General features: G+C 46.8%; 28 protein-coding genes and 1 tRNA gene. 6 read left to right on the top strand and 23 right to left on the bottom strand.

Translation table 11 applies throughout. The annotated features are described in order from the left end of the window. The 16 genes from PVA46_RS01690 to rbfA form a co-directional block, all read right to left on the bottom strand. Nucleotides 1-1,980 (bottom strand): SH3 domain-containing protein, encoded by a 1,980-nt coding sequence (locus PVA46_RS01690; RefSeq protein ID WP_167695045.1) that lies wholly within the window; start codon nucleotides 1,978-1,980, stop codon nucleotides 1-3. Next, nucleotides 1,956-2,633: a tetratricopeptide repeat protein gene (locus PVA46_RS01695; protein ID WP_167695046.1), complete on the bottom strand. Its 678-nt coding sequence runs from the start codon at nucleotides 2,631-2,633 to the stop codon at nucleotides 1,956-1,958. The genes PVA46_RS01690 and PVA46_RS01695 overlap by 25 nt, the downstream gene beginning before the upstream one ends. After that, complete coding sequence (locus tag PVA46_RS01700) at nucleotides 2,597-3,583, bottom strand: vWA domain-containing protein (RefSeq protein ID WP_167695047.1); 987 nt, start codon at nucleotides 3,581-3,583, stop codon at nucleotides 2,597-2,599. Before PVA46_RS01700 ends, PVA46_RS01695 begins: the two co-directional genes overlap by 37 nt. Beyond that, nucleotides 3,583-4,584: a VWA domain-containing protein gene (locus PVA46_RS01705; protein WP_246226718.1), complete on the bottom strand. Its 1,002-nt coding sequence runs from the start codon at nucleotides 4,582-4,584 to the stop codon at nucleotides 3,583-3,585. Before PVA46_RS01705 ends, PVA46_RS01700 begins: the two co-directional genes overlap by 1 nt. Then, on the bottom strand, nucleotides 4,584-5,513 hold the full coding sequence (locus PVA46_RS01710; RefSeq protein WP_167695049.1) for a hypothetical protein: 930 nt from the start codon (nucleotides 5,511-5,513) through the stop codon (nucleotides 4,584-4,586). Before PVA46_RS01710 ends, PVA46_RS01705 begins: the two co-directional genes overlap by 1 nt. Then, nucleotides 5,503-6,369, bottom strand: coding sequence for a DUF58 domain-containing protein (locus tag PVA46_RS01715; protein WP_167695050.1), 867 nt, complete (start codon nucleotides 6,367-6,369; stop codon nucleotides 5,503-5,505). Before PVA46_RS01715 ends, PVA46_RS01710 begins: the two co-directional genes overlap by 11 nt. Before the next feature lie 4 nt (nucleotides 6,370-6,373). After that, nucleotides 6,374-7,357, bottom strand: coding sequence for an AAA family ATPase (locus PVA46_RS01720; protein ID WP_167695051.1), 984 nt, complete (start codon nucleotides 7,355-7,357; stop codon nucleotides 6,374-6,376). Next, complete coding sequence (locus tag PVA46_RS01725) at nucleotides 7,332-8,447, bottom strand: adenylate/guanylate cyclase domain-containing response regulator (protein ID WP_167695052.1); 1,116 nt, start codon at nucleotides 8,445-8,447, stop codon at nucleotides 7,332-7,334. The genes PVA46_RS01720 and PVA46_RS01725 overlap by 26 nt, the downstream gene beginning before the upstream one ends. Before the next feature lie 113 nt (nucleotides 8,448-8,560). Next, nucleotides 8,561-9,154, bottom strand: coding sequence for a LysM peptidoglycan-binding domain-containing protein (locus PVA46_RS01730; protein ID WP_167695053.1), 594 nt, complete (start codon nucleotides 9,152-9,154; stop codon nucleotides 8,561-8,563). Continuing rightward, nucleotides 9,147-9,374 carry a hypothetical protein gene (locus PVA46_RS01735; protein WP_167695054.1) on the bottom strand — a complete coding sequence of 76 codons (228 nt, stop codon included), beginning with the start codon at nucleotides 9,372-9,374 and terminating at the stop codon, nucleotides 9,147-9,149. Before PVA46_RS01735 ends, PVA46_RS01730 begins: the two co-directional genes overlap by 8 nt. A gap of 44 nt (nucleotides 9,375-9,418) precedes the next feature. Next, entirely contained in the window at nucleotides 9,419-11,482 is a 2,064-nt protein-coding gene (gene pnp / locus PVA46_RS01740) for a polyribonucleotide nucleotidyltransferase (protein ID WP_167695055.1), read from the bottom strand. A gap of 178 nt (nucleotides 11,483-11,660) precedes the next feature. Further along, nucleotides 11,661-11,948, bottom strand: a complete 288-nt coding sequence (locus tag PVA46_RS01745) for a hypothetical protein (RefSeq protein WP_167695056.1) — start codon at nucleotides 11,946-11,948, stop codon at nucleotides 11,661-11,663. Nucleotides 11,949-11,996: 48 nt separating this feature from the next. Further along, nucleotides 11,997-12,266, bottom strand: a complete 270-nt coding sequence (gene rpsO, locus PVA46_RS01750) for a 30S ribosomal protein S15 (protein ID WP_167695057.1) — start codon at nucleotides 12,264-12,266, stop codon at nucleotides 11,997-11,999. Between the two features lie 131 nt (nucleotides 12,267-12,397). Beyond that, entirely contained in the window at nucleotides 12,398-13,123 is a 726-nt protein-coding gene (locus PVA46_RS01755) for a nucleotidyl transferase family protein (RefSeq protein ID WP_167695058.1), read from the bottom strand. Further along, on the bottom strand, nucleotides 13,120-14,046 hold the full coding sequence (gene truB / locus PVA46_RS01760) for a tRNA pseudouridine(55) synthase TruB (RefSeq protein WP_167695059.1): 927 nt from the start codon (nucleotides 14,044-14,046) through the stop codon (nucleotides 13,120-13,122). The genes PVA46_RS01755 and truB overlap by 4 nt, the downstream gene beginning before the upstream one ends. Further along, complete coding sequence (gene rbfA / locus PVA46_RS01765; protein WP_167695060.1) at nucleotides 14,043-14,450, bottom strand: 30S ribosome-binding factor RbfA; 408 nt, start codon at nucleotides 14,448-14,450, stop codon at nucleotides 14,043-14,045. Before rbfA ends, truB begins: the two co-directional genes overlap by 4 nt. A gap of 142 nt (nucleotides 14,451-14,592) precedes the next feature. On the opposite strand from rbfA, the gene PVA46_RS01770 reads away from it, so the two are divergent. Both PVA46_RS01770 and PVA46_RS01775 read left to right on the top strand, forming a co-directional pair. Continuing rightward, nucleotides 14,593-14,910: a PTS sugar transporter subunit IIB gene (locus PVA46_RS01770; RefSeq protein WP_167695061.1), complete on the top strand. Its 318-nt coding sequence runs from the start codon at nucleotides 14,593-14,595 to the stop codon at nucleotides 14,908-14,910. Further along, nucleotides 14,903-15,274, top strand: a complete 372-nt coding sequence (locus tag PVA46_RS01775; protein WP_167695062.1) for a hypothetical protein — start codon at nucleotides 14,903-14,905, stop codon at nucleotides 15,272-15,274. Before PVA46_RS01770 ends, PVA46_RS01775 begins: the two co-directional genes overlap by 8 nt. A gap of 27 nt (nucleotides 15,275-15,301) precedes the next feature. Here PVA46_RS01775 and PVA46_RS01780 read toward each other — a convergent pair. Next, a tRNA-Val gene (locus PVA46_RS01780) sits at nucleotides 15,302-15,374 on the bottom strand. 114 nt (nucleotides 15,375-15,488) lie between these two features. On the opposite strand from PVA46_RS01780, the gene PVA46_RS01785 reads away from it, so the two are divergent. Both PVA46_RS01785 and PVA46_RS01790 read left to right on the top strand, forming a co-directional pair. Then, on the top strand, nucleotides 15,489-15,752 hold the full coding sequence (locus tag PVA46_RS01785) for a hypothetical protein (RefSeq protein ID WP_167695063.1): 264 nt from the start codon (nucleotides 15,489-15,491) through the stop codon (nucleotides 15,750-15,752). A 47-nt stretch (nucleotides 15,753-15,799) separates the two neighbouring features. After that, entirely contained in the window at nucleotides 15,800-16,615 is an 816-nt protein-coding gene (locus PVA46_RS01790; RefSeq protein ID WP_167695064.1) for an SPFH domain-containing protein, read from the top strand. Between the two features lie 39 nt (nucleotides 16,616-16,654). Here PVA46_RS01790 and PVA46_RS01795 read toward each other — a convergent pair whose 3' ends face one another. Beyond that, nucleotides 16,655-17,305 (bottom strand): 4Fe-4S binding protein, encoded by a 651-nt coding sequence (locus PVA46_RS01795; RefSeq protein WP_167695065.1) that lies wholly within the window; start codon nucleotides 17,303-17,305, stop codon nucleotides 16,655-16,657. Nucleotides 17,306-17,329: 24 nt separating this feature from the next. After that, on the bottom strand, nucleotides 17,330-17,536 hold the full coding sequence (locus PVA46_RS01800; RefSeq protein WP_167695066.1) for an ATP-binding protein: 207 nt from the start codon (nucleotides 17,534-17,536) through the stop codon (nucleotides 17,330-17,332). Between the two features lie 84 nt (nucleotides 17,537-17,620). Here PVA46_RS01800 and PVA46_RS01805 point away from each other — a divergent pair, with 84 nt between their 5' ends. Then, entirely contained in the window at nucleotides 17,621-19,615 is a 1,995-nt protein-coding gene (locus PVA46_RS01805; protein WP_167695067.1) for an ATP-dependent helicase, read from the top strand. Here PVA46_RS01805 and PVA46_RS01810 read toward each other — a convergent pair. The 3 genes from PVA46_RS01810 to PVA46_RS01820 form a co-directional block, all read right to left on the bottom strand. Beyond that, a complete protein-coding gene (locus tag PVA46_RS01810) occupies nucleotides 19,612-21,042 on the bottom strand; it encodes a hypothetical protein (RefSeq protein ID WP_167695068.1) in 1,431 nt (476 codons plus the stop codon). The genes PVA46_RS01805 and PVA46_RS01810 overlap by 4 nt on opposite strands. A 148-nt stretch (nucleotides 21,043-21,190) precedes the next feature. After that, complete coding sequence (locus tag PVA46_RS01815) at nucleotides 21,191-22,507, bottom strand: PTS sugar transporter subunit IIC (protein WP_167695069.1); 1,317 nt, start codon at nucleotides 22,505-22,507, stop codon at nucleotides 21,191-21,193. 75 nt (nucleotides 22,508-22,582) lie between these two features. Then, nucleotides 22,583-23,893 (bottom strand): 6-phospho-beta-glucosidase, encoded by a 1,311-nt coding sequence (locus PVA46_RS01820; RefSeq protein WP_167695070.1) that lies wholly within the window; start codon nucleotides 23,891-23,893, stop codon nucleotides 22,583-22,585. Between the two features lie 323 nt (nucleotides 23,894-24,216). Here PVA46_RS01820 and PVA46_RS01825 point away from each other — a divergent pair, with 323 nt between their 5' ends. Beyond that, entirely contained in the window at nucleotides 24,217-24,837 is a 621-nt protein-coding gene (locus tag PVA46_RS01825; RefSeq protein WP_167695071.1) for a DNA methyltransferase family protein, read from the top strand. A 173-nt stretch (nucleotides 24,838-25,010) separates the two neighbouring features. On the opposite strand, the gene PVA46_RS01830 is transcribed toward PVA46_RS01825, so the two are convergent. Continuing rightward, nucleotides 25,011-25,562 (bottom strand): hypothetical protein, encoded by a 552-nt coding sequence (locus PVA46_RS01830; protein WP_167695072.1) that lies wholly within the window; start codon nucleotides 25,560-25,562, stop codon nucleotides 25,011-25,013. Between the last annotated feature and the right edge of the window lie 3 nt (nucleotides 25,563-25,565).

Consider the following 25,565-nt stretch of genomic DNA (forward strand, 5'->3'; position numbering starts at 1 on the left):
TTATTCCTTGATCACTAAAATATAACGCTCTTGCACCCAGCCCTCTTTCCCCGCTCGATCGCTTAGTTGTACATAGTTACGCCCTCTGCCCTCTAGGTAAAAGACCTCGCCTTCTTGAATCGTCTCGCCGAAATTGGCCTGCTCATCAGGGATGCGTAGCGCTTGAAAATCTTCCTTAGCCACGGCAATGCTGGGCTGTGGCGCATGCAGTGCGATAAGCGATCCCCATAAGAGAATGCTAAAAAAGATAACTGCAGAGAGTGTTTCGCGCCATCGCAGATGTTTATGATGAAAGAGCCATGCATAAATGATCAGAGCCAGCCATGCTAGCCAATAGCTTAGCACAAAGAGTCGATGTTGATAACTTCGATTCTTGGCAAATTGCTCCAATCCCTCCAGTTGCAGAGCTTCTCTAAAGAGCGGGGAGAGGGGTGCTAGCTGACTAGCCTTGATAAAAAAGTAGCGTTTCTCCGCTAGATGCCCCAAATGATGGTGGGCTACAGCGGTATTAAAGGCAATAATGCCTTGCGTGTGGCGATAGCGAGGATCTTGTGCAAGCGTCTCTAAATGATCGAGGGCTTGCTCCCATTGACCTAAAGCCATCGTATGTTCCGCTTGATCGAGTGCCGGATTTGCTGGCGATGGCCAGAACGCATAGAGAAAAAAGAGCCAAGGCAGATGCCAAGAGAAGAAGCGTAGGCTGGTGCGCTTTTTCGGGCGATAGCGAATCATTAAGAAGGCAACCCCGATGTACCATACGCCCATCGCAATAAGATAGGGCATGAGACGTAAATCGCCATTAAATCCCAAGGGTTCTTGTAAAGAGTGATAGGTACGATAGGTGGTGGGATTAATCGGGGTTTTAGTGCGAATAAACGAGATTGTCTGGGGTTCGCTCTGGTGATAACGCTGGGTTTGCGGGTTGAACCAACTAAAGCTATCTAAGAAAATTCGGCTATCTTGATAATTGTCAATCAGAAAAAAATAGCCATCCTCTTTGCTTCCGCTATAGCCGTGGGCACTTGGCTTGATAAGATTCGCGCTCTCTTTGTGAAGCAACTGCATCCCCTCGACCTGAATGGGTGGGACATCGATGAGATGGATCGCCCCTTCGCCTGCAAGTTGCACCCGTACGTAAACGATATTTTCGTTGTTAGGTGGATCGTATAAAAGATTTAACGTAAAGTTACCAATGGCAGTCGCATTGAAGTTATCGAGAAGAGAAGCTTGTGGCAAGGGTTTCACCGTAATGCGTTGCTCTGGGCTGACAAACGGAATATTAGCAATCGTCAAGGCAACAGGGTCGATGACGTGTGTTCCCGTACTACTGGAGAAGAATGTCCATTGTCCAAGGCGCAGGCTGGGTTTGTTTTGATAGTAAATTTTTTGTATATAAGGAGAACTTCGCTCAATAATCAGACCTCTGGCGCTCACTTTAGGTGAGTGAAGAATCCGCCAATCGTGAAAGGCATTTAGCAAAATGAGTTCGGCTTGGAAACTCTCCCCTTGATAGATCTCTTTGGGTACGCCTAGCCAACGCAAGTGCGGAGTATCCTCTTTTTGTGCGTTGATGCTCTGCACTTCGAGGTAAAAAGGGGCAATACGACTATACGCTTCGGTGGTGCGTAACGAGAAGCTATCGATAGCGATGGCGCCGGTTCGCTTAGCACGTAAAAGATAGCGATACTCCATGATGCTACCTTGCGCGGTGTAGCTGATACGTGGGGTTGGGCCTTCGAGAACCTCTAAATCGATGCCGGGGAAGTCGAGCGGGGGGGTGAGTTGATTACGCGTGGTGTATTTAATCGGAAAGACTAAGATCAATTCAAAGGGAAATTCTTGATAAAAGACATTCTGCTCGGTACGATAATACCCTTGGACAAAATCCTCCTCCAGCTCAGGCATTTCTTGAGCTGTTAGCTGACTGGTTATCGCAAACCAGAGTGCAAGGAGGATTAAATGTCGTCGGGATCGATCCATGTGTCGTCCTGTGTTTCGATGTTGAGAAAGATCGTGCTTCGACGCTTGAGATAGTCAAGTTGTCGTTGATTTTGTTGCGAGAGTGGCGGAGCTTCATTTGCGTTCTCATCGCGATTCTCTTTACGATGCTGTGCATTTTGGGCAATTTCCATATTGATTTTTGCCGCTCTATCTTGGCTATTGAGCAAAAGCGCTTTGCGAAATTGTGCGATCGCCTGCTTGTACTCGCCAAGTTGATACAAGACCACTCCTCGATTATAATGCGCCTTTGCACGTAAGAGATCAGGTGCAGTCGCATCAACGAGTTCCCACTTACTTTGGGCAGCTTCCACTTCGCCTTGCGCATGGTAGAGCACCCCAAGATTATATTGAATCACATCGATTTCATACTCCTGTTGTAGCGCGCTAAAGTAGTTGGTGGTAGCTTGCGTATAGCGCCCTTGTTCATAGCGATAGTTACCCACCATCACTTGCCACATGGCCTGCGATTGGCTACAACCCGTGAGGAGAAGACCAAAGAGAAGAGCCAAAATCTTGCGCCCAGACCTCTTTAGATAGATGGATGTTGGCATAAGGCTTGCTAGCTTGATTGATATTGGTGTGCGATAAGGTAACGTTATTGATATTCGCGTACGCCAAAAAGGGATTTCCATGACCAACTCCTAATGATAAGATGTAATGTTAAGGAAAATATCGCAATAAAAGTGAACAGAGGAAAGAGCGATCGCGGTTGTTGCACCAGCCGAACGCTTTTAAATTCGTTTTGCTTAACGATTTTTTTAAGCTGATCAACGGTTTGCACATCGCCTGCCCAGAAGTAGGCGCCGTTGCTATTGGTGGCGATATTGCGTAATAAGGCAGGGTTAAGACTACTACGCAAGGGCTCTCCCTCTTGACTCATGCGCGGTTTACCTTGATCGTCCAAGACTTGCGCTCCATTAGGATCGCCAATGCCGATCGCATACACTTTGACATTATCATGAAAGAGGATACGTAACTCCTCACGGGTGTTGCCTTGGGTCGTCTCCCCATCGGAGAAGAGAATAATAATGCGTTCGGCTTGGCTATCCTTAGAGAAGAGTTCGCGCGAATGGCGCAATGCTTGGGCGATATTTGTCCCCGCATGGGTCAACCAACTTGTCTCTATTGCCTCTAAAACCTCGGCCACCAGCTCACGATCGGTGGTTAACGGTAGGGCAGTAAAGGCATCTCCTTTGAAGACAACCACGCCTACGTACGGATCTTTGATGCTAAAGAGAAGCTCTTGCGCGAGGGTCTTCGCCACGTTAAGTCGTTGCCCCGGAGCATCCTCGGCGAGCATACTGCGTGAAACATCCATGGCAAAGACAATCTCTACCCCGCTATGTGCTTCGCGTACCAAAGAGCTACCCCAATAGCTGTCGGTCATTGCCAGCACGATGGCACTGGTCGCCAAACCTAGCGTGATATCCTTACCAAAATGGCGTAGGGTAAAAGGTAGACGTTGCTTAGCATTGGCGCCCAATTGGGTGTAAATCTTCCAGCTCTGCCGATAGCGCAAGAGCGAGAGTATTGTTAAGGGAATGAGTAAGAGAAGCCACCATAAGGCTTGTGGATTTAACATCAAAAGACCTCCCGCAAGAGCAGATAGCGGATGATGATGAATCCCCACAAAGCCATAAATGCAATAAAGATAAGGTCAAACTGAGTCGAGTAGGCAGTAACGCTAATGCGGTGGATGCCCTCTTGTTCGCGCTGTTGTTCTACTACGGTAAACATCGAATCAAAGGCGCTGGCACTTTCGCTCTTAAAGAAATAACCACCTGTTTGTACGGCAATGGCGCGCATCAACTCCTCGTCGTAGGCATCACTGACGACTCCTTGTAAAAGTTGCTCATTTTTTTTATCCCACACTGAAATGGGTAAGCGCTCTTGCGAGCCCACGCCCACGGTAAAGGCTTGGATATTCAACGACTGTAACAAGGCAATGGCATCGTCGGTGTTGATATCCTCGACATTATTCGCGCCATCGGTGATGAGAATGATAGTTTTGTGCTCGGCTTTGGAGCGCTGAAGTTGCAACGCAGCCAACGAGAGCGCCATGCCGATATTGGTGCCATCCCCATGCTCCATCAACCAGACATCGTCAAGACGCTGGGCGAAGAAGGGATAATCCTTGGTCAGCGGGATGCGTACCGCCGCCTCTAGCCCAAAGGTGATAAGCCCAATCGGGGTATTCTCCCTCTGGGCGATAAAGCGTAGGATAGCCTCGCGTGCGATGTCAAAACGCGAGTCGTTCTGTCCAGAGTCTTGCGCAGCCATCGAGGGCGAGACGTCCATCACGATCATAATAGCAGAACTTTCATGTAAAAGGATACGGTGTCTCTCGATGAAAGTGGGATTCGCCAAGGCAATAATCAAGAGAATAAAGGTGGCAAACAAGAAGATCTGGCTAACTCCCGCCAAGAAGAAGATACCGTACTGCCTCGCGATGGCTTGCTTATCTTTGTAGATTTTATAACTGATCACGACGCGTCCGCCTCGACTAGGCCAAAGATAATAGAGATAGCCTAACGGAATCAACAGAAGCAAGAGGAGCAAATAACTGGGTTTATCAAAGAGCATCACCGTTTTGCCTCTTTTGTCGAAATTTCTAGCTCTTTAGCCAAACTTAGCATAAATGTGGTGTCCGCTTCGCGCTCTCCGACCTCGGCATAATGCCCGCCAAAGCGAATGCTATCGCTACGTTGGATGATTTGCATCAATTTTTGGCTCGATTCCTGCGGAAAAATATCCATCAGCAACCGTCGCATCTCAAGGGGCGTGGCAGAGGGCAACGTGGGTAGAGAGAGCTGATGGGTAAGATAGTGGCGCATACTCTGATTTAATTGATGGTAGTATTGCGCGTCGGTGAGTTGGCTCTCGTTACGCATTAGCTGGGCGATACTCTTAATAAAAATACGATAAGGAATCATACTTCGTTTTTTATAGAAAAGAAGAATTTGCTTAATCACGTGCATAATGAGGAGGATAAGTGGAACACCCAAGAGGAGAATAGAGGTAATCGTGATAGCAAAGAATTTAGTTTTGGGTAACAACAGCGGTGGGTAGATATCGCGTGCTTGGTCGTATCCCTCGTTGACAAGCGATCGCGTAGTGATGGGGATCGGTTCGACCTGAACATCGCCAAAATAGAGATCGAGCGACTGCGTGCCGACGGCAAAGCTCTTAAAGTGAATGCTCACATAGACCTTAGTTTGATTACGGATAAGCTCAATGTTTTCGATGAGGAGCGTCTCTTGTTGTGGATAGAGTCCACTCTCCACTTGCTCATCGGGTAGGGTATGTAGCCAAAAGTGCAAGATGACATCGTCGCCTAGGTAGAAGTGCGCTGGGGTAAAGGTAACCTCTTGGGCAATAACTGTTCGGCTACGGTTGGATGGGCGTATCTCTTCTATCATGTGTTCCGTTTGGCTGAAGATAGCGTTGGGGAAAAAGATGATCAAAGCCAAGCCAAAGCATATCTTTTTATGAAAAAAGTATTTATTGCTCACGATGGCGCCTCCTAAAGAAGCGAAGGAGCGCGCGCACGATATCATCTTGGGTGTTGATAATGAGCGTGGAGATGCCACGCCGGCGACAATTATTGCGCCACTGATTACGCGATGTCTGCCAAAAGCCCTGATACTCTTGGCGAAAGCGTCTGCCACTAGGCATAAGCGCAAGGCTCTGATGCTCTTCTGGATCGAGAAGGGTCATATAGCCAGCTTTGGGGAGAATTTGATCGCTATTACTCTCAATGCGGATTGCCACCACATCGTGTCTGCGCGCGAGCATGGAGAGCTCTTTCCAGTAATGATCGCTTTTAAAATCACTGATCACCACACAGATTCCTCGACGTTTCATCACTTCGCTAGCCGTGCGCAGAGCCATGGCAATGTCTGATCCACGTCCTTTGGGTTTGAGTGAGAGGATCTGTTGGATTTGGCTAAAGATGGAATTTTGTCCACGATTAGGCGGAAAGTGAAGTTCAATGAGATCACTAAAGGCCAAAATCCCGACGCGATCGCCATTTTCGCTAGCAGCCAAACTCAGTAATGCTAAGACCTCTTGCGCTGTGGTGCTCTTGGTGTGGCTAAATTCCCCATACATACTTGCCGAAACGTCGATAATAATCGTGAGTACCAACTCGCGCTCTTCTTTGAAAATTTTACAGAAAGGTTGACCCATACGTCCGGTCACATTCCAGTCGATAAAGCGCGTATCGTCGCCAGCAATGTAGGGGCGCGCCTCGTAAAATTCAAGCCCACTCCCCTTAAAGAGGCTCGAATAGTCGCCTGCAAAGAAGCTATCCACCAGCTTTTGGCTCTTAATTTTGAGTTTTTTGAGTCGACTAGCGTGTTGTTTCATGCGTTTAAGGTACGGCCACCATGGAGAGAATCGACGTAATCACATCGTCGCTATCAAGTTCTTCGGCTTCAGCATCGTAGCTAAGTACTAATCGGTGGCGCAAGACGGGCAATGCACTCATCTTAACATCTTCAGGTAAGACAAAATCACGCCCCTCAAAGAGCGCGCGCGCCTTAGCAACGCGATAGAGCGCCAACGTGGCACGCGGACTTGCCCCATAGTCGAGCCAACGGGTAAAGGGCAACGACTCATCAGTACTGCGCGAGGCGACAATGATACTCACGATATACTTTTCAATCGACTCTTCGACCCGCACCGCATCGGTCGCCACTTTGAGCAGGGTGATATCATCGGCAGTGAGAATTTTGTGAATGGGAATATCTTTTTCGATGCCCATCTTTTGCAGAATAGCTAACTCTTCGTGGGCATTGGGGTAGTCAATTTTTGCTTTAATTAAAAAGCGATCAAGCTGTGCCTCGGGTAAGCGATAGGCGCCCTCTTGTTCGATTGGGTTCTGCGTTGCTAGAACAAGGAAGGGCGAGGGTAGGATATGCGTCTGTTCACCGATGGTAACCTGACGTTCCGCCATCGCCTCAAGTAGGGCGCTTTGCACTTTTGCCGGTGCGCGGTTAATCTCATCGGCCAAGACTAAATTGGCAAAGATCGCCCCCTTTTTTGTGGTAAAGATACCCGTTGCTTGATTGTAAACCATCGTACCCACGATATCGGCGGGCAGAAGGTCGGGGGTAAATTGAATACGCTTAAAGTCGAGGTCGGCAATTTGACAGAGCGTGCTTACTGCTAAGGTCTTCGCCAACCCCGGAGCGCCCTCGATGAGTACGTGCCCAGAGGTGACTAGCCCAGTGAGTAGTGCAAAGATCAGCTCCTCTTGGGCGACAAGCTTTTTATGCATTTCGGTTTTAATTTGATGGATCAATTGGCTTGCGCGTGCAGATAGCGAATCACTCACGTAAAAATTCCTCCTCATTGATAAATCCTTTTTCTACCATGTCAAAGTAGGAAAAGGCGTAGGTTACACTGTCGCGACCACGTAAATTGAAGGCGGTCATCTCCTCAATGGGTACGTTAAGATTGGCTTGGGCAGCGGCACTTTGGCTCACCATAATGCCACCAACGGGCGCTTCATGTTCGAGTCGACTGGCGGTGTTGACAGTATCGCCAATCAAGGTGTTGTCATAACGCTTGTTGCCTCCGACATTTCCACGAATAACCGAACCGGTGTGTACCGAGATGCGGAACATGACAGGAACTTCGTTATTTGCTTCGCGCTGACGCGAGGCTTCGACGAGTTCTAACTGCATATTACGGATAGCTTTGATGGCATCCTTTGAGTTCGTGAAGACAGCAAAGAAGGCATCACCAATAAATTTATCGATATCGCCATTGTGGGCGTAGACATTACGGGTAACGATTTCGTAGGCCACATTGAGGAAGGAGATCACTTCGCTAGGAGTCATGGTTTGCGAGATGGTAGTGAATCCTTTTACGTCGCCAAAGGCACAGGTGAGTTCAAGACTCTGCTCGTTGATTTGCATCGTTTGCTCTTCGGCACACTTGTTGGCAATCTCCCAGATGGTGCGGGGTACGTATTGCTTAATAATATCTAGGAGGATAAAATCGAGGAGGGCTTTCTCTTGAAGCTCGCTGGAGTGGAGGATTTTGAGTTGAAACAACGCCGATTGCGAGATAAGCGGACGCGCGCGTACTTGCAAGTGTCCAAGATCTACCTCTTGATAGGTGAGAACGGCGTCGGCACCCGCTTCGTAGAGGCGCTTAAAGTAGTGGCGATTGTACTCTTTGGTTACGAGGATGACGGGAATATGGCGATACATTTCCTCTTCTTTGAGCATTTGGAGATTTTCAGGTCCGCCTTCTAGGTGAGCATTGGCGATAATGAGGACGGGAAGATGTTCAAAGAAGATATTATAGGCCTCATCTATACTCTTGGCATAGGCGACGATGAATTCGTCAAATCCTTCGTGTTTGCCCAAGCTTAAGAGGTCTCTAATGTGCTTAGAGTAGTCATATTGATCGATGATTAAAATAATTCCATGCATGAATTTGATTTTACCTCAAAAAAGGAAATAAAGCAATAAAAAAGAAGGATTTTTTAGAAAAATCTAAGTAAGATCCTCTAAAAAATCCTCTGTTATGGTGAAGACGCGGAGTTTTAACGCGGAATATCGAAGATTTGACCGGGATAGATGAGGTCGGGGTTTTCTGGGTAGCGCAATTTGTGTTTGTTAGCCATGTAGATGCGTGGCCAAGCGAAGGGATCGCCGTAAATGCTGGGGCGTCCTGCAATTTTCCATAAGGAGTCGCCCTTAACGACCGTGTAGGTCTCCACAAGATTTGTAGTTTTACTCATGAGTTGATCGAGAAGGAGAAGGGCACTGTCGCTGTGTTCTTTACCCTCGGCGAATTTTTCTGCCTGTAAGTTAGCTCTGGCCGCATCAACTTCTTCAACAATTTGTGCAAAGAGTTCGGGATCTTGGTTGTTAAGTCCTCGCTGACGAGCCGTGTTCATACGTTGCTCGGCAAGAAGATAGGAGTTGACGCTCTCAAATTTTTCGAGTTCTTTCAAGCCTTCTTCGGCATAACGATAGGCAGCGTCATAGTCTCCTTTGGTGAGTGCTTCTTCGGATTGTTTGCGTAACTCCATGCTACGCTTAAAATAAGGGTTGTCTTCAATGGTAGATTGGGCAAAGAGTAGTGTGGGAATCAGCAAAAGAGGTAATAAAAATTTGGAGATTTTCTTAGGCATTTGTTTGCTCCTCCGATTGATTCTCTTGCTGACCACCGTAACGACGCTTGAGCTCTTCTTGTTTACGAATAAGCTCGGCATGTTTGGCTTCCGCTTCCTCTTTAGTGCGACCGTCGCTAGATGATGAGCTAGAATCCTCCTGAGTCTCTGGAGCACTTTTACATGCTACAGCGAGTAAGAACGCCATTAAAATTAGTGCAAATCGTACACCACGCTTCATTTTAATCCTCCCGTTAGATTTTTTTATATAAATTAAGTAAGCGGTTAAACATCACTCATGCTTAGGTTAAGGCGACCCATTTTGTCAATCTCAACCAGTTTCACTTTTACAACATCCCCCTCTTTCACAACATCGCTTACTTTTTCTACACGCTTTTTAGATAGCTTGGAAATATGGCATAGCCCCTCTTTACCGGGCAAAATTTCGATAAATGCCCCAAATTCCATAAGCCGTTTGACGGTGCCTTGGTAGACTACGCCAACTTCCGGATCGCTAACCAACCCCATAATGTACGAGCGCGCCTGCTGTCCCTGTTCTTTGGTCTTGGCGGCGATGGTAACCGTGCCGTCATCTTCGATATTGATTTTGGATTGACTGCTATCGGCAATGGCTTTAATGTTTTTACCACCAGGCCCAATGATTGCGCCAATTTTGTCGATCTCTACCTTAAAGCTCTCGATGCTCGGGGCAAATTCGCTCGGCGTACCAGGTTCGCTAATCGACTCGTTCATAATTTTGAGGATATGTTTGCGTCCCGCATGCGCTTGCGCTAGCGATTGACGCATGATCTCGATGGTGATACCGGGGCATTTGATGTCCATCTGAAACGCGGTGATGCCTTTATCGCTACCGGCAACTTTGAAGTCCATGTCGCCAAGGTGATCTTCTTCGCCAAGAATATCACTTAGAATGGCAAAACGATCACCCTCTTTGATCAACCCCATCGCAATACCAGCAACCGATGATTTAATCGGTACGCCCGCATGCAATAGCGCCATGCTTCCTGAACAGATGGTGGCTTGGCTTGAGGATCCATTCGACTCCAAAATTTCCGATACCACGCGAATCGTGTAGGGGAAGGCTTCCTTAGATGGGATGATCGGCTCTAGTGCGCGCTGGGCAAGGTGTCCATGACCAATCTCGCGTCGACCCGTACTCAGACGACCGGTCTCTCCCACGCTAAAGGGGGGAAAGTTGTAATGAAGCATAAAACGTGAGCGCGTATCGCCATCAATATTATCCATAATCTGCTCATCAAAGGTGCTTCCCAAGGTAGCAACGCCCAAGCTTTGCGTCTCGCCACGCGTAAAGAGTGCCGAACCGTGCGCGCGCTGAAGCAGACCAATATCACAGTAAATATCACGGATATCGGTGGTGCTACGTCCGTCGGTGCGCATGCCTTTCTCTAAGATGCTCTCACGCACCACATCACGCTCGATATTCTCGAGTAAAGAGCTAAGCTTGCCTAGCGATTCTTCGTCGTATTCGCTCGCAAATTTCTCCTTGGCGGCAGCTTTGGCGGCATCGATGGCTTCGTGTCTTGCTTGCTTACCTTTCACAAAGACAGCATGCGCCAATTGAGGCTTGGCAAACGCAATGATATCAGCCTCTTCTGGTAGCGCCGATTTTGCTGTAGGGAGAGGAAGTTTCGCTTTGCCTGCACGCTCGCCAAATTCGCGTAAGAACTGGAGCAACTTGGCAAGAAACTCCTCGGCATGTGCGATGGCAGCGAGCATAATCTCCTCACCGACCTCTTTGGCACCGCCCTCTACCATACAGATGCCTTCTGGATTGGATGCAACCACGATATCAAGGTCAGCCTTTTCAATCTCTTCGAAGGTAGGATTGATAATGAAGTTGCCATCAAGGGAGGCGACGCGGATGGCAGCGACCGGTCCATTAAAAGGAATGTCGGAAATTTGTACGGCGGCGAAGGCGGCAATCATACCGATGACGTCGGGGGTGTGGATTTGGTCGGCAGAGACGACGGTAGGAATCACTTGAATATCGCGTCCAAATTCCTTGTAGAATAGCGGACGCATCGGACGGTCAATCAGGCGGGAGACGAGAATCTCCTTATCTTTGGGTCTAGCCTCGCGCTTGAGAAACCCACCGGGAATCTTACCAGCGGCGTAATATTTTTCGTTATACTCTACACTTACGGGCACATAGTCGAGGGGTTCGCCTGCCTCGCTGGAGCAACAGATGGTGGCAAAAACGGCAACGCCGGCATACTTAGCAAAGACCGCTCCGTTGGCTTGTCTACCCATTTTTCCCGTCTCTAAGATGAGGTCATGCTGACCAATTTTGAAAACAGCTCTTTCCATTTACTTCATTCCTTTTACTTCTGACCTATCGCTTCCATAAGAAATTACCCGAGAGGTCTTGCCTTATACATAAGACATTGTTTGATTCTACAAATAAAATATCTCTTATATCTTCGGCACAAAAGTACCTAGAATATAAGAGATTTTTGCAAAAATGTAAAGACGTAGGTCTTTAATTTTAGTGTTTTTGGTGATAATGGTGCTTAATGATGCCAAGGGAGCTCTCAAGTTTGAGGGATGCGTCCTTGTCTAAGCGGCGGTAAGTGCTGATGAGCTGGCTACGGGTGCGCTTGAGTTTGATGATTTGGTGTTTAGCGGTGCCGTTCTTTACGCCCTTGAGCGCTTCGATGCGGGTGTGAATGCCAACAATTTGCACGGGGAGAGAGCCATCTAGGTGGTTCTTTTCAGCTTTGCCCTTGCCATGTTCTTGGGCGATTTTTTCTTTTACTTCGCGAGTCAATCTCATGATTTATCTTCCTCTTCTCTTGATCTTTTTCGGGTTCAACCGCAACAATTACTTACGTAGACCAAGCTCGGCGATGAGCTGGCGGTAGGCGTTTAGGTCGCGAGATTTTAAATAATTGAGCAACGAACGGCGTTGACCTACCAATTTAAGTAGACCACGGCGGCCAGTGTGATCCTTCTTGTGGATCTTAAAGTGCTCGGTAAGCTCGTTGATGCGGGTGGTAAGCAGGGCAACTTGCACGTGGGTGTTTCCTGTGTCTGCCCCACTCTTGCCGTACTTAGCAATGATTTCTGCTTTCTTCTCTTTCGATAAAGACATTTGTTCTCCTTCGCCAATCCTTAAAGGATTGCTCGTTTTGGCCTCTTTTGCCATGATTTATTTATGACACGCTCCGATTAGCCAGCTCCAACGCGAAGAGTTAAGCGGTTAATCAGGATCATGTGATATCTTTATAGGAACGCTTGTTCTAACTGAATGGCGCTCACTAATAGTCCCTCTTTTTTGACAATCTCGATACCCTCTACTGTCTGGTAGCGACCATCAGGTGGTAAGACTTGCTCGCTAGATTCCAGCCGATAGTGCCAAGCACCTTCTGCTTGGTAGCAATCAAGATGCCGAAGATCGATCGCATAGCCATAGCCAGAAGTCGCCTCAATGAGCGCGAAATTCCTCGATAGAACCGCCTCGCGTAAGGTACTAGAGCTATACTTATCCCCTTCTCCTGCTTCGTAGCGCAATGGGTGAATGCTCACGTTGATTGCCTTGGTTTTTGCCCAAGCTTTAATCTCGGTGTGTGTAACCTGCGCACCTTTACCTAGGCGAAAATCCTCCCCGATAATCAGTTGCTTCATCGCCACTTTTTGGTAGAGTTCCTCCAGAAAGTCAATACCGTTCATTTTACTGATTTCTGGAGAAAAGTCAAGGCTTAGCGCCCCATCTAGCCCTAAATTTGCAAAAATTTCTAAGCGTTGAGCTTCGCTGCGCACCATCCCTTGAAAGGTTGTTTGGCGCAGAGCTTGTGGGGCAAGCCGAAAGTACAACACCCAGCGCTCTAGCGAATCTATCTTCTCTTTCAATAAATCCTGATGCCCATAGTGAATTGCATCAAAACTCCCCAGCGCGAGGGAGAGAGGGGAGACATAATAATCATCGGTTTGCCAGTTGCGTTGGATCATGGGGCGTGTACCACAAATTGATAGCTCCAGCGCCCATCGCGGTGATGCACTTCGGCAAGAAGCGCGCCTGTATCATTGAGGAGAAAGAGCGGTTTATCTCGATCAGACTGTCCCATATCTAGCAGAAATTCCTCGCGAAATGGCTTGCCTTGACTGACGGATGAGAGATATTCGGGCTTTACATACGCTAGCTGATGGGGCAATAATAGACCTAATGCCTCTCGTGCCGATAGTAGCTGATGCTGGATTGCACTAGGATCAGCGATGGCTTTATCCAGTGCGAAGGCCCAAGGTCTATCACGATGCCCAATGCCCACGCGCTCAAGCGCGGTGAGCGTGGCGAGACTATGGCAACTATAGGCAAAGTCGCGTGCAAACGATCGCACATAAAAGCCACTGCCACAGGTAATATCTAGCACAATGCTCTGCACGCGTTGGTCGTCGTCGGTGTGAATGGCAATCACTTCGACATTATAAAGCGATACGGGGCGCATCTTCATCTCGATGGCTTGGTCGGATCGCGCATACTGATAGGCGCGCTTGCCATCCACATGGATGGCACTATAGAGAGGCGGTGCTTGCATGATCGTGCCAAAGCGCAACTCTTTTAGCGCCCGTTGCACCCGTTGATAGCTGGGCAGTTCCCCTGTTTTGATCACACTGCCTTCGCGATCGAGGGTGTCGGTCTCTGATCCAAAGCTGATGGTGGCGATATACTCTTTGTCCAGATGGCTAAAGAGCGGGTTGAGGCGCGTAAACGCCCCCACCAGCACTAACTGAAGACCTTCGGCGGCTTTGTCTAGCGTGCCGGCATGTCCCACTTTTACGCCTTTACCCAGCGCCTTTTTGATAGGGTGCAGGGCTTGAAAGCTCGTTACGTTAGGATGTTTATGCCATAGCAACAATCCATGCGGGGCGCTCATTCTTGACCAAAGCCCTCCGCCTGTGCCTTTTTGACATCCTCTTCGGTGATGCCAGCTGCGCGATTGGCCTGCACGATCTTCTTGCCTAGATAAAAGCCCTCTTTAAGACGCTCGTCCATAATAAAGATAGGTCTAGGCGTTTGCTTGGTCTGCAAGACGCGCCCTAAGATGCTACGCATTAATCCCGATGCTGAGTTGAGACCCTCTACGGCTCTCTCGAGTTCGTCTTTGCTAAGATAGCTACCCACATACACCTTCACCTGACTCATATCGCGTGCTAAATCGATCTCTGTAATAACGATCTCGCTCTTCACGCGCGGATCTTTAATCTCGCCTTGGCTAATGGCTAACATAATTGTCTGCTCAATGGTACTGGCTAAACGTTGTTGTCGTCTTGTATTCATACTCTTTCTTGCTCCTTTGCTTATAGTATACGCATTGTAGGCTTTTGTGTCTATATCCAAAAAAAATGATTGACAATTGCCTAAAGATAGCTTACACTATTCTTATATTGGAAAGTTTGTTTCATCGATAAGGAGATGGTGTATGTTACGTATTTTATTAACCTGTGCTGGCGGAATGTCTAGCTCTATGGTCGTCAACGCGCTCATTAAAGAGGGTAAGAATCGTGGAATGGAGATCGAATCCAAAGCCGTGGGCACCGCCGAGGTTGCCGGTGAGCTTGAATCTAGTAAGTGGGATGGTATTCTTGTTGCACCACAAGTGCGTCATATGCTCGATCCCCTCAAGGTTACCGCCGAGGCCAAGGGCGTGCCTATTGTCGCCATTAAGCCACAAGCCTACAGCCCACTAGGTGCAAAATTTCTCATGGAGCACCTCAAAGAGATGAATCTTATTGACTAAACCCATCCAGCGTTTAGTGATGATACTCACCTTGTTGCTCCTACTTTTAGGCGCGACGGTGGGTTATTTTTTGTTGCAACAAAAACCGTTTCCTCTCCCAGAGCACCCGTACTATCGCGCCCCTATGGGCGATGACGACCGTCTTTATTATCAGCTTGCTTTTTATGATGAACATGTGGTTTGGGGATTATCCAACCCAATGGAGAATACAGAATTTATCAAGCAGTATCCCTTTTGGTTAGAGAAAAATCGTCTCTATTGGCAAGATGAGGCAGAGAATCTCTATTATTTATATTGGAAGCGCGATGGGACGCTAGCCTTAGTGATGGAAGATAAAGAGTTAATACTTTGGCGTGAGGAATAAAAAATCTCTCTTTAACAGAGAGATTGATGATCGCACTTGGGCTCGAACCAAGGACATCCACTTTGTAAGAGTGGTGCTCTACCAACTGAGCTATACGACCCTATGTTCACAATACTAACAGAATCGATAAAAAATGTCAATAGGGTTGCTTGCAATTTTTTCTTTTTTTGTGTATCATGAGATAAATTCTCTTTATATATAAGGAATAAAGATTATGTCTACTAGCAAAAAACCCCCACTCGCTTGGCAGGCAACGAGCATTTGGGCGCTCTTTTTTTATGCGTTGCTCCTATTTATCGGGGTGGCGATTGCCTTCTGGCTGGCGCCGATGCTGGGTAATATGGCAAGCGATCTCTTGTTGTTGGTTGCAGGCGTAAGCTTTCTCTTGGGAGTTCTCTTTATCTTGATAAGCATCGTAAAGATTGCGCTTTATGTGCGCTCCTTGCTTAGCTATCTTGAGGATAAAAAAAACTCATAACTCTTTTTAATGTCATATATTATTGTTCAACTAAGGAGACATGAACTATGCGGATTTCACGAACCATCACGGTGATCACTTTGTCGCTTTTTGCCCTCTCTTGCTATCGGGTTCCCCCTGGAAATGTCGGCTTGAAGGTTAATACCCTAGGCTCCAAGCAGGGCGAAATTGAGCTTTATGATGTAGGGCGCTACTGGCGAGGCATTAACACCGACTGGTATCAGTTTCCCACCTTTTTGCAAAATCACAATTACAATGAACCTTTTAAGTTTCCGATTAACGGTGGCTTGGTGATTACCCTACAATTGGGTATCGAATTTAGCTTGGAGCGCGATCAAATTATCGAGATTTTTCAGCGTTACCGCTACGGCGTAACCGAGATCCGCGATGTGGTGATCCGTAAAGAGATCCTCAACTCGTTGCAGAAAAATTCCTCCAAGTACGATATCGACTCCTTTTTGGAGGAGGGCACGATGCAGTTAATCGCGCAGGTCAATGACGAGGTGCGCGCACGTTTTATTCCTTATGGTATCAATGTGATCCAAATTTCGGTGGTGGGTGAACCTATCTATCCAGAGGAGATCCGTAAAGCCATTATTGCTAAGATTCAGGCCACACAAAATGCACTTACTCGTGAAAATGAGTTGCGCGAGACCAAGGCTGAAGCTGAAAAGAAGATTGCTCAAGCCGAAGGCGAAGCCGAATCGATGTTGATTAAGGCTCGTGCAGAAGCCGAAGCAAATAAAATTCGTCAAGCTACTCTCACGGATAATCTGTTGCGTCAATTGTGGATAGAGAAGTGGAACGGTAAACTCCCCGATGTTATCTCCGACGAAGCAATGATTTATGGCTTAAAGAAATAAATATCTCTTTGATATATTTATCGATGCAAAGAAGATGCCCTAATGGGCATCTCTCTCTTTTTGATTCTGTTGACGAGCAATCGCCTTGGCTAATTTACGCGCCTCTTCTTTGGCGTTATCCTCACAGAGATTTTGGGTGAGCGTCCCCATTGGGCAGTAGGCGCACCACGTGCGCGGACGGTAGAGCACCATCGTAATGAGGCTCAAGATTAGGGAGGTGAGCAACGACGCATAGCTTGCCATGGCAAAGGTGGAAAGTGCAAAGGGTACGTTGTCGATATGGCGCACTGTCCACGGTAGATAGAATTGCCAGAGTTCGCGAATGCTCTCACGGATGGGTCGCCCAGCGATAATAATGAGCGTAGTACACGAGATAATAAACGCCGAGCCAAAGTAGAGCCACATAAAGACATTGCGAAAGATCTTAGAGCTTAACCACTTTGGTGGCTTTTTGTTACGTGATAGCTTGAATTTACCTCCCAGTAAATCAAGTAATTTACTACGTGGACAGGTGCTGTAACAGAACGACTTATCACTCTTAAACATTGCCGATAAGATAGGGGTGAGTATACAGAGCAACCCCAGCCAAGCAAATAAGATATTAAATAAACCCAACGCAAAGTAGAGAATCGAGGCAAGCCAAAGATACTCGTGCCACTTCTTGGTGATGGGTTGAAACGAACCTTTCATATATTATCCTTTTAATAGAGATTTTTATTTTGAAACATTTTCTCGTGCTTGCATGTTGATGACCGCCGCCGGGCAAGTGCGCTCACACTTGGTACAGCCAATGCAAATATCGGGGTTGACTAGCGCATACATACCACTCTCCATGGTAATCGCCTTAACTGGACAGACGAGGCTACACGCCCCACACGAAACACAATTTGCGCCCACATGGGCAACACGTTTACTTTTCATGATCTCTATTATCGACAAAAGAAAACAAAAAATGAGTCGTGTTAAGCTCTTGCGAACTTTGTAACTTTTGGCTACAATGTGGCTATGAGTTTAGCATCATTAAATCCCCAGCAGTTTCAGGCGGCCACCACGATTGAAGGCCCGCTCTTGATTATTGCCGGTGCGGGTTCGGGCAAGACGGGCGTGATTACCCATCGTATTGCCTACATGTTAGAGCAAGGCATTGCGCAGAGCCATATTTTGGCGCTCACTTTTACCAACAAGGCCGCCGATGAGATGGCGCATCGCATTAAAAAGATGACGGGGCGCAAGCTCTCGAATTTAACGATTGCCACCTTTCATGCTTTTGGGGTAAAGGTCTTGCGCGAGCAGGCCAGGGCTATTGGCTATCGCGATGGCTTTACCATTTATGACAGTTCGGATCGTCGGGATGTGATTAAAGAGAGTGCGCGCGAGTTGGGTATGATTCTTGAGCATGAGGATCTGCTCGATCTGGAGCATCTCTTTGGGCAAATCAAGTCGGGCATGGTCGATTTAGCAACGCAGAGCAAGGGGATTATCCAGCTCTTTCAGGAGTATCAAGAGTTTTTGCAACTCAAAAATGCCTTCGACTTCGATGATCTTGTCGCCCGTCCTCTCGAGCTCTTCCGCACCCATCCTGAGATCCTCCAGTCGTATCAACAGCGCTATCAATATATTATGGTTGATGAGTTTCAGGATACCAGTTTGCAACAGTATCAGTTGATTCAATTATTGGCAAGCGCACACGCCAATTTGTGTGTGGTCGGCGATGATGATCAGTCGATTTACAGTTGGCGTGGGGCAAACTACACCAACATTCAGGCCTTTGAGACGGATTTCCCTCAGCGCATGGAGATTAAGCTAGAGCGAAATTATCGTAGTACGGGAGTTATCCTCGAGGCGGCCAATGCGTTGATTGCCAATAATACCAATCGTAAGGAGAAGGAGCTCTGGACAGAGTCGACCACGGCCGAGGCCTCGTTACAGGTGCGCTATTTAGAGAACGATCAGGCAGAGAGTGAGTTCATTTGCGACACGGTGCGTACCTTACGGGTGAGTGAGCATCGTGGGTATGATCACTTTGGTGTGCTCTCACGCAATAATTCGCTGATGGATGCGATCGAGGAGGCGTTTATCCGCCACGATATTCCTTATCGCCGTTCGGGTGGGCGTAGCTTCTTTGAGCGTAAAGAGATCAAGGATACCATTGCCTATATGCGTCTTGCCGATAATCCCGATGATGATATTGCGTTTGTCCGGATTATCAACACGCCCAGACGCGGTGTGGGCAAGCAGTCGCTGGCGACATTAAGAGAGCACTCCGACGATCGTAAAGAGGCGCTCTACTACACCGCAAAACGTCTTTTAGGGTGGTCAGATCCGCCCTTTCCTAAGCCAACGATTGCCGGTTTAACCTATTTTATCGACACGATGGAGCAATTTCGTCAGCGATTTACCACCAATAAAGAGATGGCACGCACCGCCGGCGATATGATGGTCGCGCTCGATTACTGGGGCTATTTGGTGCGCGAGTATCCCGATAACGAGAAGGCAGCAAAGTGGAAGTACGACAATATCTTTACATTTTTGGGCTGGTTTGAGCGTTGGGAGAAGAATCCTGATAACTTGGAACCCAAACTCTCTACCTACTTAACGCGTATTGCCTTGGCAGGGCGCGAGCGTAGTGGCGATGATGAGGAGCGCGCGGTCAGTTTGATGACGATTCATGCGGCCAAGGGACTTGAGTTCGATGTTACCTTTATTGCGGGCGTGGAGGATGGTATCTTGCCTTCACTGCGCAGTTTACAAGAAGACGAAGCCAACATGGAGGAAGAGCGTCGGTTATTTTATGTCGCACTCACTCGCGCGCGGGAGAAGCTCTTTATGACGGTATGCGCCCAGCGCAAAATTCAGCGCGAGTTGCAAATTTGCACGCCAAGCCCGTTTCTTAGCGAGCTTCCTTCCGCCCTTATCGAGACCGAGGAGCAAGCGCCCACCCCAGAAGATGTCGAGCGCGTGGCGATGAGCGTCTTTACCATGTTTAAGGATAACTCTTAACTAACGCTGAGAGCAAGATAACGCTTTGCCATGGTTAGGTGATAGAGATCAACGTATAATGTAAAGCGTTGCTGGGGGTAGTAGCGATAGTTTGGCGCCTCGATGCCGTACTCTAAGAGGAACTCAATGATGAGTTGGTTGGCTTCTTCGTTGATGTGGTGCGCACTAAAGGTGTAGAGCTTAGGGTGATAGGTCTCCTCTTTGTTGAGTTTTAAATAGAATTGCTGATTAAACGCATCTATTCGTTCGTGAATGCCTTTGGCACGCGTGGATGATAACGCCGTGAGCGCTGGATAATGTAACGTAATCTCCTCTTCTCGGGAGTGGCGGTTGGTTAAAAGATGATTCTCTGCATAGATAACCATATTTTGGACGAGGGTGGGCTGTTCACTCTCCCACGTACGTATCATTTTACTATCGCGAGCGTCGGAGTGGCGATCTCCGGTTATATGTGTGGCGCTGGCATCGTGTTGACGATTTTGGGGATCGTCTAGGTAGTCGCAGAGCTTCTGTTGGAGCTGTATCTCTCTTTTTAACCACCTAAAGTAAGCATTGGCTGTGGTTTGAGGAATTTCAAGGCTAGCACCTGTACGAATTTGGGCATCTATAGCGAGCATATCTTTAAGGCGGTGCGCGTATCGTTTTTGATAGATCATCCAGCCTAGAAATAGTGTAATAAAGAATAATATGGGAAAAATGGCATGGATTAAAGAGCGCTGATTCTCTTGCTTTTGGATACGATGCCGCTCTTCGGGTGAGGCGTAGGCATAGCGTTTGATTGGTTCGTAGAGGGTGATGGTCTGTTCGCGTGAGGTAGCCGATCCGTCCTGATAGAGGATGGTTAAGTCGACGTGGAGCATATCGCCATAGATGGCAACATCACCAAAAATGTAGCGTTGCGCGCGATAGGCTTTGGGGTGGGTGAGACCGTTCCGTAGATCGCTCTCGGCGCGCTTGACAAGTGCTTGCACAACGTCGGGGGTTTCGTCTTGCCATTTATTGACTGTTATATTGCTATCGCGACCGACACCTTGAGGAGATTTTGTGGCAGTGGCATCTTGAATATGTCGGGAACGGGGGAGCTCTAGGTAATCGACAAGCACGATCTCGCGTAAAAGCTCCGCATCTTGCCACGCTTTTAACCGATTCTTACGCCATCGGCTCCAATTCTCCTGTTCGGTGGCAGAGCTCCTCTCCCAAGCCTGCATCGTCCGTTGATAATGTCTATCTATCGTGCGCCTTGTCCAACTATTGGGGAGAGTAATTTGTGGAAAAATCAGCCCAAAGAGGAGAATCAGCAGGATAACGCGAATGATTGCTCTCTTTTTCGCGTGTGGTTGTTGATAAAAGAGCCGTCGCGAAATCTTATGCGTATTGCCTAGTTGGGCATAGAGATCGCGCTTGTGGATGGTGGTTAGTTTCGGCATGGAATCGCTCCTTTACACTAAGTAAGTGAAGCTAGTATAGGGGATATCGGCATAAAAATCAAGATAAAATTTCTTGACAACATGCTTAGAAAGGGAGGATATTATTTTATCCTTCCCTTGTTAAAAGAGTGTGCGGGTATCCAAAAGGTTATTTTTCAGAGCTGTTCATGGCTATTTTATGAGCGATCATTTCATTCATTTTCATGAAGGGAAGGTAAATAAATACCCCCATGACAATGATGATAATTTGGAGGAGACTAGCGCGCCAATCCCCGCCTGTGGCGAGGTAACCACTCAAAATCGGAGGCGTCGTCCATGGAAGCATGACGACAATACGATTGACTAATCCTAGCGCTGTTGCAAAGTAGGCAAGCGTTCCTCCCAGTAGTGGTACGAGGACAAAGGGAATCATCATCGGGGGGTTGAAGATAATCGGATAGCCAAAGATAACAGGTTCATTAATATTAAAGAGTGCGGGCCCAATAGAGAGCTTACCCAAGGTACGAGACTGTTTATCTTTACTAAAGAGAAAAATAGCAATGAGGAGAGGAAGTGTAAGCCCATGTCCACTCATATTCATGTATGTTGCCATGAAGGGTTCGACTAAAATATGTGGTGCAGGTACTCCCTCGCTAAAGGCGATCATATTTTCGTTGATGTTAATAAGTAAAAATGGTCCAATAAATGCGGAGGTAATCACATTATGATGAATGCCCAAGGAGAAAAGGAAGGTACCTAGCCCATAAAGAAAGAGAAATCCGATGAGGCTATTATTTACGCCTTGGAGCGGACGCTGGATTAAAAAGACAATTAGCGACATTAAATCCATGCCTGTTATCACCTTAAGGAGAAGTGAAGACGCAGCAATGGTACTCATGGTGAGGATAACGGGAATTAATGCTTCAAAAGATCTAGCTACACCGGTGGGTACGCCCTCACCCAGATAAATCTTAAATATTTTTACTTTAGATAGAAAGATGAAGAGTTCACTGGCGAGGATGCTAATGACAATCGCACTAATCATTCCACCAGATCCCAACATATTAAAGGAGATTAATCCATTGAGTTGCACGGTTTCATCGCCTATTGGAGTGGGTAGTGATAGTGGTAGAATCATCATAAACGATCCCAGCGCGACGACTGCGGTGGCAATTGGGTTAATAAATTGTCGATTTTTGGCAAGATTATAGGCAATTAAGATAGCAATACCCAATGCTGCCATATTAAGCGTACCATTATTAATGGCAGTGCCCCACTCTTGTACGGTAGCAAGAATCTCTCCAGATAAGAATATCGGCAAGATAACATTATTTATTAAGACGGCTAGACCAGCTAAGATAAAGAGAGGCATCATTGTGACAAAGCCATCTTTCATCGAGCGTAGATGGATCTGCTCGCTAATTTTTGTTGAGACAAGAATAAATTTATGCAAAAATTTATTCTCCATTAACTGTTCACTACTCATAAAAGACTCCTTTTAATGTAATGAGCGAGGATGTTTACTCTCCCCGCTCGCTGTATTATGATCTATGTTGTGTGGTTACTTTCTGACTTGCCATTTAGGAAGGTGTGCTTTATGCGCTTGAATCATTTCATTGAGGACTTGACGGGTAATCTCGCCTTTCTTCACGAGGGGATTGAGGGTTAAGGCTTGGATGGCGGTGTCGTAGTTTCCACTGATTGCTGCTTCAATGGTGAGTCGCTCAAATGTCTTCATGATATGAAGTTCGGTTTGGGCGATGATAGGCAGGGCAGTGGCCTTGAGGGGGATAGGTCCTGCATCGGTAATCATGGCGGAGGTCTCGATGGTTGCGTCATCGGGCAAGAAGGGGAGCGTGCCATTATTTTGGGTGTTGACGATCATAATTTGATGATTATTTGTATAAATCGCCTGAATTAAATCACAAGCGGCATCGCTGTAGTAGGTACCGCCTCGTTCTTCGAGTTCTTTTGGTTTTACGGCTAAGTCTGGATCTTCGTAGAGTTTAAAGAGTTTCTCCTCCACCTCTTTTACCTCTTGTCCACGGGTTTTTCCTTTACCACCGTCAAATTTAGTGAGTTCCTCCTCCAACATTTGCTCCGTCATATAGTAATAACGATGATAGCTTACTGGCATCATCCCTAGATGTTGTACAAAGTTGACATCCCAAGGGATGTTTTTGACATTACGCACTTGCTCACTTTCGTTTGTGGTACGCACAAAATCGGCGAGCTTTTCTGGCAGAATATCATTTCCTTTGTAGTAAAGATGTCTTGCCCATAAATAGTGATTCATCCCCACGCAATGCAAGAGAAAATTACTATCGCCTAACATTTGTTCGGCTGTTTTTACTAAGTAGATAGGGACATTGCATAGACCCACACACTTAATTTTACTGAAACGTTGCACTGCTTCGGTTACCATGCTACTAGGATTAGTAAAGTTGATGAGCCAAGCATTCGGGCACAACTCTTCCATATCCTTGGCGATATCCAAGATAACTGGGATAGTGCGTAGCGCTTTCATGAAGCCACCAAAACCGTTGGTCTCTTGCCCAATCATCCCGTGCGATAGTGGGATACGCTCATCGAGAATGCGGGCTTCCATTAGTCCCACCCGAAATTGTGTGGTAACAAAGCTAGCCCCCTTGAGCGCTTCGCGTCTGTTTAGCGTAAGATGAACTTTACAGTTGATTCCAGCTTTTTCTACCATGCGTTGCGCGAGTCTTCCTACTGTTTCAAGCTTTTTCTTGCCAGCCTCAATGTCTACAAGCCAAATTTCACTTACGGGTAAATTTTTATGGCGATTAATAAATCCTTCAATAATCTCTGGAGTGTAGCTTGAGCCTCCACCAATCGTTACAATTTTCATGGAAATCCTTCCTTTGTGAATTGATTTTTATTAAGCATGTATCAAACAATTCTTAATATAATTAGTATAACATGGTTTTATTCTGTTGTACACTAATTTTCTTATAATTTTATTATAAAAATTTATAAGAAAAATATTTATAAGTTTTTATAATAAAATATTGTATAAATATTTGTCTTTTAAAGTATTGTTTATTAACAATGAATACTTTTAAATTGATATATTTTTAAGGGAAAATCAAGAATCACGAAGAGCTTGTTTCGGTTGACAAGAAGCGTAAACTATGGTAGCTTGATAGAAGAATGTGATGCAAGAGGCAAGCGATGTATCGGGTGGATAGGAATAATTTTTACAAAGAGCAAAAGAACGCCACGATATACACGCCCAAGGCGACGAGTGCTTTTCTCTTTGCGTTGCTCTCGCCCCACATTAAGAAGGATGGGTTGATTTTTGATCCGTGTGTGGGTGCCGGATCGTTGCTAGAGCCTTTTCACTCGGCGGGATATCGTGTGTTAGGGATCGACATTGAAGATCAGGGTTTTATTGATACGCAGGTGGTCAATTACTTGTCGCTCACGCCCGATTTTTTCTCCGAAAAACCAGCACTTATCCTCATGAATCCGCCTTTTAATGTTGATGCAAAGACCAAGGCTTATATCAAAGAGCATTACTCTGGTCGTCCGTTGCTCCCCGAGATATGGCTACTCAAGGTGATAGAGCTCTTTGGTAAGGATATTCCAATTGTGATGTTTACTCCCTATGGCTTTCGCCTTAACCAGACCCAGACGAGCAAGCGTTGGCAACGTTTTTCCTCAGGGCATTTTCCAGAAATCACCAGCATTATTAGTCTCCCTAAGGATTTATTCGAGGGGATTCTCTTTCATAGTGAGATTTTAATCTTTAATCTGCCAAACCTCAAAGGGCACTATTTTTATCAGTTATAGAGAGCGATAATCTTTTTTAGAGACGGCTTCTTTGGCGCGTAAATAATGGTGGATATGGATCATCATGTTTGTGGCATAGCTTGGGGTGGTCTGGGGATGGTTAAGAGAGGGTTGCGCTGATGCGAGCTGGTAGGTGATCTCAAAGTGAATCCAAAGTAGAGAGTTCTCCTCCTCTATGCGATATCCTTCAACCCTAAAGCCTGTGAACGATAGGCTTTAGGGTTGAGTAGGGTCTGTTTCAGCGCTAGTTCGCTCTCTTTTATGCGTGTATGCAAGATGAAGGGAATTTTAATAGGCCATAACTTATTGCCAAATTTATCGAAGGCAATGGCGTTGGTGTAGTGAAATTCCGGATGATTAAGGTAATCAATGAGTTTAGCGGTGCGTTTAATCTCTCGGTAGACGCTATGGAGGTAGATTTTTTCTTCTATTCTACGAAGAGGACGGGCGCGATCGGTTGTTAGTCTATACTCCATGCGTGCAATGTTTAGCGCGAATTGTTTGCTGATTTTGGTAAAGGTAAAGGCGATTCCAGCAAGGATAACGCCTAGGAGAAGCAGGGTGGGGATTGTAAGTAACATCCGAAGTGCGACGAAACCGAGGAAGCATCCACCTAAGAAGATGGTATGTGTGTATGGGTAGTATCGTTGACGCATTGCGCGAGCAAGCTTCTTTTTTCCTATCTTTTTATAGATATTACGGGCTTTTAAGGTATCGTCGTGCATGGG

This window comes from Entomospira culicis, assembly GCF_028748145.1.
GTDB lineage: Bacteria > Spirochaetota > Spirochaetia > WRBN01 > WRBN01 > Entomospira > Entomospira culicis.

Coding starts and splice junctions, on each gene's coding strand:
- PVA46_RS01690 (WP_167695045.1), bottom strand. CDS start 1,980: ATGGATCGATCCCGACGACATTTAATCCTCCTTGCACTCTGGTTTGCG.
- PVA46_RS01695 (WP_167695046.1), bottom strand. CDS start 2,633: ATGGAAATCCCTTTTTGGCGTACGCGAATATCAATAACGTTACCTTAT.
- PVA46_RS01700 (WP_167695047.1), bottom strand. CDS start 3,583: ATGTTAAATCCACAAGCCTTATGGTGGCTTCTCTTACTCATTCCCTTA.
- PVA46_RS01705 (WP_246226718.1), bottom strand. CDS start 4,584: ATGCTCTTTGATAAACCCAGTTATTTGCTCCTCTTGCTTCTGTTGATT.
- PVA46_RS01715 (WP_167695050.1), bottom strand. CDS start 6,369: ATGAAACAACACGCTAGTCGACTCAAAAAACTCAAAATTAAGAGCCAA.
- PVA46_RS01720 (WP_167695051.1), bottom strand. CDS start 7,357: ATGAGGAGGAATTTTTACGTGAGTGATTCGCTATCTGCACGCGCAAGC.
- PVA46_RS01725 (WP_167695052.1), bottom strand. CDS start 8,447: ATGCATGGAATTATTTTAATCATCGATCAATATGACTACTCTAAGCAC.
- PVA46_RS01730 (WP_167695053.1), bottom strand. CDS start 9,154: ATGCCTAAGAAAATCTCCAAATTTTTATTACCTCTTTTGCTGATTCCC.
- PVA46_RS01735 (WP_167695054.1), bottom strand. CDS start 9,374: ATGAAGCGTGGTGTACGATTTGCACTAATTTTAATGGCGTTCTTACTC.
- pnp (WP_167695055.1), bottom strand. CDS start 11,482: ATGGAAAGAGCTGTTTTCAAAATTGGTCAGCATGACCTCATCTTAGAG.
- PVA46_RS01745 (WP_167695056.1), bottom strand. CDS start 11,948: ATGAGATTGACTCGCGAAGTAAAAGAAAAAATCGCCCAAGAACATGGC.
- rpsO (WP_167695057.1), bottom strand. CDS start 12,266: ATGTCTTTATCGAAAGAGAAGAAAGCAGAAATCATTGCTAAGTACGGC.
- PVA46_RS01755 (WP_167695058.1), bottom strand. CDS start 13,123: ATGATCCAACGCAACTGGCAAACCGATGATTATTATGTCTCCCCTCTC.
- truB (WP_167695059.1), bottom strand. CDS start 14,046: ATGAGCGCCCCGCATGGATTGTTGCTATGGCATAAACATCCTAACGTA.
- rbfA (WP_167695060.1), bottom strand. CDS start 14,450: ATGAATACAAGACGACAACAACGTTTAGCCAGTACCATTGAGCAGACA.
- PVA46_RS01770 (WP_167695061.1), top strand. CDS start 14,593: ATGTTACGTATTTTATTAACCTGTGCTGGCGGAATGTCTAGCTCTATG.
- PVA46_RS01785 (WP_167695063.1), top strand. CDS start 15,489: ATGTCTACTAGCAAAAAACCCCCACTCGCTTGGCAGGCAACGAGCATT.
- PVA46_RS01790 (WP_167695064.1), top strand. CDS start 15,800: ATGCGGATTTCACGAACCATCACGGTGATCACTTTGTCGCTTTTTGCC.
- PVA46_RS01795 (WP_167695065.1), bottom strand. CDS start 17,305: ATGAAAGGTTCGTTTCAACCCATCACCAAGAAGTGGCACGAGTATCTT.
- PVA46_RS01800 (WP_167695066.1), bottom strand. CDS start 17,536: ATGAAAAGTAAACGTGTTGCCCATGTGGGCGCAAATTGTGTTTCGTGT.
- PVA46_RS01805 (WP_167695067.1), top strand. CDS start 17,621: ATGAGTTTAGCATCATTAAATCCCCAGCAGTTTCAGGCGGCCACCACG.
- PVA46_RS01810 (WP_167695068.1), bottom strand. CDS start 21,042: ATGCCGAAACTAACCACCATCCACAAGCGCGATCTCTATGCCCAACTA.
- PVA46_RS01815 (WP_167695069.1), bottom strand. CDS start 22,507: ATGAGTAGTGAACAGTTAATGGAGAATAAATTTTTGCATAAATTTATT.
- PVA46_RS01820 (WP_167695070.1), bottom strand. CDS start 23,893: ATGAAAATTGTAACGATTGGTGGAGGCTCAAGCTACACTCCAGAGATT.
- PVA46_RS01825 (WP_167695071.1), top strand. CDS start 24,217: ATGTATCGGGTGGATAGGAATAATTTTTACAAAGAGCAAAAGAACGCC.
- PVA46_RS01830 (WP_167695072.1), bottom strand. CDS start 25,562: ATGCACGACGATACCTTAAAAGCCCGTAATATCTATAAAAAGATAGGA.